Genomic DNA, 5,467 nt, shown 5'->3' on the forward strand with positions numbered 1-5,467 from the left:
TATCCACACGAAATGTCCCTTAAGCCTGGGTTCAGGGCTAGCTCTTAACGAGCTTCCTGATGGCCCGCATGGCCTCCTCGAGCTTCTCTGTGGCTACTTGCCCGTCTTCGGCGGCTGCTCCCGCCACACAGTGTTCTATGTGGTCCTCCAAGAGCGCTAGGGAAACGTTCTCGAGCGCTGAAGTAACCGCTGAGATCTGCGTGATGATGTCGATGCAATATTGGTCCTCCGCGATCATGCGGTGGATGCCTCGGGTTTGGCCTTCGATGCGCTTGAGGCGAGCCAAGTACTTTGCTTTCTGCTCATCATCGGAGTTGTAGCCGTGCACACCCGGCTCGTGACAGGAACAGGTATCCCGCTGGTCAGCCATGGTTTTCTGCCTTTCTGCCAGGACGATTTGGTTAAGTGAGGATGTCTCCAGTATATTTTTACAAAGTTGCCTCAAGGCAACGGGCCCCCATCGTCTAGCGGCCTAGGACACCGCCCTTTCACGGCGGCGGCACGGGTTCGAATCCCGTTGGGGGTACCAACACTTTTGTGTTGGTGCACAAGAAAATACTTATGGCCCTGTGGCGCAGTTGGTTAGCGCGCCGCCCTGTCACGGCGGAGGTCGCGGGTTCAAGTCCCGTCAGGGTCGCCATATTTCAGCCTCGGAGCATTGTTTATAGAACATATGCCTCGGGGCTTGTGTCGTTTTATGGTGGTGTGTGGAGGCTCCTGCAACGTCGCAAATGGCGCATAGATCTGTATAGGTCTAGGCGCTGTGGTGACAGTGTGTATTGAGGGGCTGCATCACCGTGAAAACGGTGAATGACATGCTGATTTGGTGTGCTTATCTAGCTTTGTGTAGAGTACTTATTCGTGCCCAGCGCACAACAGATAATTGAAAATGGCCCTGTGGCGCAGTTGGTTAGCGCGCCGCCCTGTCACGGCGGAGGTCGCGGGTTCAAGTCCCGTCAGGGTCGCCGAAGTCCTCGTGGCTTCTGGCCAGATAGCTCAGTCGGTAGAGCACACGCCTGAAAAGTGTGGGGTCGCCAGTTCGATCCTGGCTCTGGCCACAAGACAGCCCCTTCCATTGGAAGGGGCTTTTTTGTTGCTCTTTTTGGTTTAATGGGCGGCATGACTACTTCAGTTGCGCACCAAACCGATCAATCCCGTTTCGTCATCACCGTTGATGGGGAAGAAGCAGGCTTCGCCGAATACAGTGATTCCGCTACCACACGCGAATTCACGCACACGGAAATCTTCGAGTCATTTCAGGGCCAAGGGCTGTCCAAGCCGCTTATTAAAGCGGTACTGGATGATGACTCAACGGCCGGCCGCCAAGTCATTCCAACGTGCAGCGCCGTGGCGCGCTTCATTGAGAAGAATCCCGATTACCAGCGGCTGACTGCCCGTGAAGGCAGCCTGTAAAGGCACGGTCTTTTAGATGTAGTAGTCCGGGTCCACCAGCTTGATGCGCTCATCCTTCTTGCGCGGGCGGTTGGTGGCCGGGATACCGATGGCAATGTGCTCCGGTGGCACGTCCTTTGTCACCACGGCGTTGGCACCTACAGCGGAGCCGTGGCCGATGGTAATCGGGCCGAGCACTTTGGCGCCCGCGCCAATGGTGACGTTGTCCTCAATTGTTGGGTGGCGCTTTGTCTGTGTCAGCACCTGACCACCGAGCGTGACGCCGTGGTAAAGCATGACGCCATCGCCAATTTCGGCGGTTTCACCGATGACGATCCCCATGCCGTGGTCAATGAAGAAGCGCCGGCCAATGGTAGCGCCGGGGTGAATCTCGATTCCGGTGAAGAAGCGGTTAAGCTGCGCCAAAATACGGGCTGGCCCACGCCATCCACGTTTCCACATGCGGTGGGCGATTCGGTGCGCCCAAATGGCGTGAAGGCCGGAGTAGACCACGGCATTTTCGACGTCGCCGCGCGCGGCCGGATCGTGCTCGCGCGCGTTGGCGAGGTCTTCACGAATCATCTTCAAGATGTGCATGCGAACCATCCTATCTAGAAAGAAAAAGCGCCCCCTAGCACAGAGGGCGCTTTTATTCGGAGGGCTCACCACGGCGCCGTGCTTGGCGACGTCCCGTGGAAAGCCACGTTAGCGTTTTCCTTAGGCCTCGCGAATGTCCTCGAAGAGGATGGTGGAGACATAGCGCTCACCGAAGTCCGGGGCGACGACGACGATGGTCTTTCCCTTGAACTCTTCGCGCGCAGCCAGCTTGAGTGCCGCAGAGACGTTGGCACCGGAGGAAATGCCGACGAGCAGTCCTTCTTCGGTGGCCAGCTTGCGGGCAGTGGAAACGGATTCCTCGGTGGTTGCGGTGAGCACCTCATTGAGGATCTCGCGGTCCAGAACCTCTGGGACAAAGTTGGCGCCGATGCCCTGGATCTTGTGGGGGCCAGCGTGTCCCTCGGAGAGGACGGGGGAGTCAGCGGGCTCAACGGCGACCAGGTAGGTGTCGGGGTTCTGGGAACGCAGGTAGCGGCCCACGCCGGTGACGGTTCCGCCGGTGCCGACGCCAGCGACGAAAGCGTCGACCTTGCCCTCAGCGTCGTCCCAGATCTCGCGGCCCGTGGTTGCCTCGTGAATCTTCGGGTTTGCCTCGTTAGCGAACTGCGAAGCCAGGATGGCGTTGGGGGTCTTAGCGATAATTTCGTTGGCCTTCTCGACAGCACCCTTCATGCCGGCAGCGCCCGGGGTGAGGACGATTTCAGCGCCATAGGCACGCAGCAGTACCTTGCGCTCGTTGGACATGGTCTCCGGCATGGTGAGGATGACCTTGTAACCCTGGGCGGCACCGACGAGTGCCAAGCCGATGCCGGTGTTGCCGGAGGTGGCCTCAACGATGGTGCCGCCTGGCTTTAGCTCGCCGGACTCTACGGCGGTGTCGACAATTGCCTTGGCAATGCGATCCTTGACGGAATTAGCGGGGTTGAAAGACTCAACCTTCACCAGTACCTCGGCGCCGAGGCCTTCGGTCAGGCGGTTGAGGCGGACAAGCGGGGTACCGCCGATGGTGTCGAGAATATTGTTGTATACAGCCACGATGTGGACTCCTTGAAAATAAGTTCTGATGTACAGCAGACACTCTACACCGTGGCAATAGACCAAGTGGTATATAGATTCTGAACAGATCATTCGGGCATGGCATGTGGGATTTGAGGCGTCTCATGAGGGCGAGGCGTGATTTAGAATTACCCCCGTCGGCCGGTTATACTTCGCAAATAGTGTTCGCCTACCCCCGTTTCAGGCGGGAAATGTGGGTGCACCTGCTGGTTACCCCCGAGTAAGAGAGAGTCTCATGGAGCCGCACCGACTCAAGGATGACGACGAAGCCGTACGCGCAGCGCTCTCGTCACTAAAGACCGCAACGGGAATCCCCGTCACGATGTACGGGACCTTGCTGCCGGACAATCGCCTGCAGATTACCCAGTGGGTAGGGCTGCGGACCCCGGCCTTGCAGAATTTGGTGATTGACGCGAACGTGGGCGTCGGCGGGCGCGTTGTCAGCACTCGCCGCGCGGTTGGTGTGTCCGACTACACTCGTGCCACCACAATTAGCCATGAGAATGATCGCCATATCCAGGATGAGGGACTGCATTCGATCGTGGCGGTGCCGGTCACCGTTCAGCGTGAAATCCGCGGTGTCCTCTACGTTGGCGTCCATTCGCCGGTGCGCTTGGGCGACAAGGTAATCGAGGAAGTCACCATGACCGCTCGGTGCCTCGAGCAGGATCTGGCCGTTAATTCCGCGTTGCGTCGTGCCGACGGAGGCAAGGGCGGCGCTGCTCGCGGTCACGTGATGAACGGGGCTGAGTGGGAGCAGGTGCGCTCAACGCACTCCAAGCTCCGCATGTTGGCTAACCGAGTCAACGATGAAGACCTCCGTAAGGAACTAGAGGCTCTTTGCGACCAGATGGTCTCCCCGGTGCGCGTTAAGCAGTCCACCAAGCTTTCTGCTCGCGAGTTGGATGTTCTTTCCTGCGTGGCGTTGGGGCATACCAATGTCGAGGCGGCCGAGGAAATGGGTATTGGCGCCGAAACGGTGAAGTCCTATTTGCGCTCTGTCATGCGCAAACTGGGTGCACATACTCGCTATGAGGCGGTTAATGCGGCCCGTCGTATAGGCGCGTTGCCCTGATCGTAGGTAAGTTGGGTGGGCGTGAAAGACCAATTTATTGTCTCCGGTGGGGCGCGCCTGCAGGGCACCGTCAAGGTGGACGGTGCCAAGAACAGTGTGCTGAAGCTGATGGCTGCGGCACTGTTGGCGGAGGGCACCACCACGCTGACCAACTGTCCTAAAATCCTTGATGTTCCACTGATGCGAAAGGTCCTTGAAGGCCTTGGCTGTTCAGTGGAAATCGATGGCCACACCGTGCAGATCACCACGCCGGCCACGTTGCATTCCAATGCAGACTTCGATGCGGTGCGCCAATTCCGCGCGTCGGTGTGTGTATTGGGGCCGCTGACGGCGCGTTGTGGTCACGCAAAGGTAGCTTTGCCAGGTGGCGACGCCATTGGTTCCCGCCCATTGGACATGCACCAATCTGGGCTAGAGAAGATGGGCGCTAGCACGCGCATCGAACACGGCGCCGTTGTGGCGGAGGCGGATCAACTCCATGGCGCGAACATCAAGCTCGATTTTCCTTCGGTAGGCGCTACCGAAAATATTCTCACTGCTGCAGTCCTTGCGGATGGCGAAACTCAACTCCACAATGCGGCCCGCGAACCGGAAATTGTGGACCTGTGCACGATGCTCAAGGAAATGGGCGCCGACATCTCTGGGGAGGGGACATCCACCATCACCATTCGGGGAGTGGACAAGCTGCAACCGACGGAGCACGAGGTTATCGGTGACCGCATTGTTGCGGGTACGTGGGCATATGCTGCCGTAATGACTCGCGGGGATATCACGGTGGGTGGTATTGCTCCCAAGCACCTGCACCTGCCGTTGGAGAAGCTTAAGTCCGCCGGTGCGGATATCGAGGACTATGTCAATGGTTTCCGCGTGCGCATGGACCGGCGTCCAACTGCTGTGGACTACCAAACGCTGCCGTACCCCGGCTTCCCCACGGATCTTCAGCCGATTGCCATCGGGCTCTCCGCGGTCGCGGAAGGTACATCCATCATCACGGAAAATGTCTTTGAGTCGCGTTTCCGGTTCGTCGATGAGATGCTCCGCCTTGGCGCTGATGCCCAGGTGGATGGACACCACGTAGTTATCCGCGGTCAAGAGCGCCTGTCCTCGACGCATGTCTGGAGCTCCGATATCCGCGCAGGTGCCGGATTGGTCCTCTCCGCTTTGTGTGCGGATGAGACGACCACCGTGCACGATGTCTTTCACATCGACCGCGGCTATCCCAACTTTGTAGAGAACCTGCAGGCCTTGGGCGCCACCATTGAGCGCACTCAAGAGGAGGAGCTCTACTAAGGAACATTGCTTGGCGACGTCCCTATGTGGCGCACC

The 5,467-nt window shown here is 58.6% G+C and carries 6 protein-coding genes and 4 tRNA genes; 7 read left to right on the plus strand and 3 right to left on the minus strand.

Annotation, left to right across the window (positions count from 1 at the left end):
• Positions 1-37: 37 nt before the first annotated feature.
• Positions 38-370, minus strand: a complete 333-nt coding sequence (locus tag HMPREF2792_RS07405; protein WP_070532400.1) for a metal-sensitive transcriptional regulator — start codon at positions 368-370, stop codon at positions 38-40.
• An 83-nt stretch (positions 371-453) separates the two neighbouring features.
• Here HMPREF2792_RS07405 and HMPREF2792_RS07410 point away from each other — a divergent pair.
• The 5 genes from HMPREF2792_RS07410 to HMPREF2792_RS07430 all read left to right on the plus strand — a co-directional run bounded on the left by HMPREF2792_RS07410 (position 454) and on the right by HMPREF2792_RS07430 (position 1,413).
• Positions 454-529 (plus strand) — tRNA-Glu (locus HMPREF2792_RS07410).
• Positions 530-563: 34 nt separating this feature from the next.
• Positions 564-640, plus strand: a tRNA-Asp gene (locus HMPREF2792_RS07415).
• 251 nt (positions 641-891) lie between these two features.
• A tRNA-Asp gene (locus HMPREF2792_RS07420) sits at positions 892-965 on the plus strand.
• 20 nt (positions 966-985) lie between these two features.
• Positions 986-1,058: transfer RNA gene (locus tag HMPREF2792_RS07425), tRNA-Phe, on the plus strand.
• Between the two features lie 52 nt (positions 1,059-1,110).
• Positions 1,111-1,413: a GNAT family N-acetyltransferase gene (locus HMPREF2792_RS07430; protein WP_070532403.1), complete on the plus strand. Its 303-nt coding sequence runs from the start codon at positions 1,111-1,113 to the stop codon at positions 1,411-1,413.
• 12 nt (positions 1,414-1,425) lie between these two features.
• Here the strand turns inward: HMPREF2792_RS07430 and epsC are convergent, their stop codons facing one another.
• Together epsC and cysK are read right to left on the minus strand one after the other, a co-directional pair.
• A complete protein-coding gene (gene epsC / locus HMPREF2792_RS07435) occupies positions 1,426-1,989 on the minus strand; it encodes a serine O-acetyltransferase EpsC (RefSeq protein WP_070532406.1) in 564 nt (187 codons plus the stop codon).
• Between the two features lie 120 nt (positions 1,990-2,109).
• Positions 2,110-3,045 carry a cysteine synthase A gene (gene cysK / locus HMPREF2792_RS07440; RefSeq protein WP_070532409.1) on the minus strand — a complete coding sequence of 312 codons (936 nt, stop codon included), beginning with the start codon at positions 3,043-3,045 and terminating at the stop codon, positions 2,110-2,112.
• Between the two features lie 256 nt (positions 3,046-3,301).
• On the opposite strand from cysK, the gene ramA reads away from it, so the two are divergent.
• Together ramA and murA are read left to right on the plus strand one after the other, a co-directional pair.
• Positions 3,302-4,141 carry an acetate metabolism transcriptional regulator RamA gene (gene ramA / locus HMPREF2792_RS07445; RefSeq protein ID WP_070522991.1) on the plus strand — a complete coding sequence of 280 codons (840 nt, stop codon included), beginning with the start codon at positions 3,302-3,304 and terminating at the stop codon, positions 4,139-4,141.
• A gap of 21 nt (positions 4,142-4,162) precedes the next feature.
• The gene (murA, locus tag HMPREF2792_RS07450; protein ID WP_070523021.1) at positions 4,163-5,431 is read left to right on the plus strand and encodes a UDP-N-acetylglucosamine 1-carboxyvinyltransferase; all 1,269 of its coding nucleotides are present in this window, start codon (positions 4,163-4,165) and stop codon (positions 5,429-5,431) included.
• Positions 5,432-5,467: the final 36 nt, after the last annotated feature.

The organism is Corynebacterium sp. HMSC068H04, from assembly GCF_001811255.1.
Lineage (GTDB): Bacteria > Actinomycetota > Actinomycetes > Mycobacteriales > Mycobacteriaceae > Corynebacterium > Corynebacterium hesseae.